The organism is Halomonas sp. BN3-1 (genome assembly GCF_003056325.1).
Taxonomy (GTDB): Bacteria; Pseudomonadota; Gammaproteobacteria; order Pseudomonadales; family Halomonadaceae; genus Halomonas; species Halomonas litopenaei.
This window is the reverse complement of record NZ_PYVV01000052.1, coordinates 1-576: the sequence shown is the minus strand read 5'-3', so window position 1 is coordinate 576 and position 576 is coordinate 1. Positions and strand designations below refer to the sequence as shown.

Sequence of the window (576 nt, the reverse complement as noted above, 5' to 3'; positions counted from 1 at the left end):
ACCTCGGAGCCGAGCGACGCCTTCGAGTTGAACGTGGATATCAGCGCGCCAGACGCGCCTGTCATCAATCCTACCGACGGCTCCGTGATCAGCGGGACCGCCGAGCCCGGGAGCACGATTGAGCTCGACGTCGATGGTGATGGCACCTCTGACCTGACGACCACTGCTGACGAGACGACCGGTGACTGGTCGGTGGCGCCGGATGCTCCGCTGGCAGACGATACCGTGGTCACGGTGACCGCGACGGATCCGGCGGGCAATACCAGCCCGCAGGCAACCACCACGGTCGACACCTCCATTGACGACACCCAGCCGCCGGTCGCACCGACCATTGCAGAGGTCGCGGACGATGAAGGCGACGTCACCGGGTCGCTTGCCAGCGGCGACAGCACCGATGACGCCACCCCGACGCTATCCGGTACCGCCGAGGCGCACAGCACGGTGACCATCTTCGATGGTGGCAGCGAACTGGGTACCGCCGTTGCGGATGACAGCGGCCATTGGAGCTACACCCCGGCCTCGGAGCTCGGCGAGGGTAGCCACAGCCTCACCGCTACCGCCACCGATGACGCTGGC

Annotated in this window: 1 protein-coding gene; it reads left to right on the top strand. The window is 66.8% G+C overall.

Annotated features, from left to right (window positions below; genetic code table 11):
* Positions 1–576: Ig-like domain-containing protein (locus C9F12_RS22255; RefSeq protein WP_162816564.1), on the top strand; the 576-nt coding region annotated here is incomplete at both ends.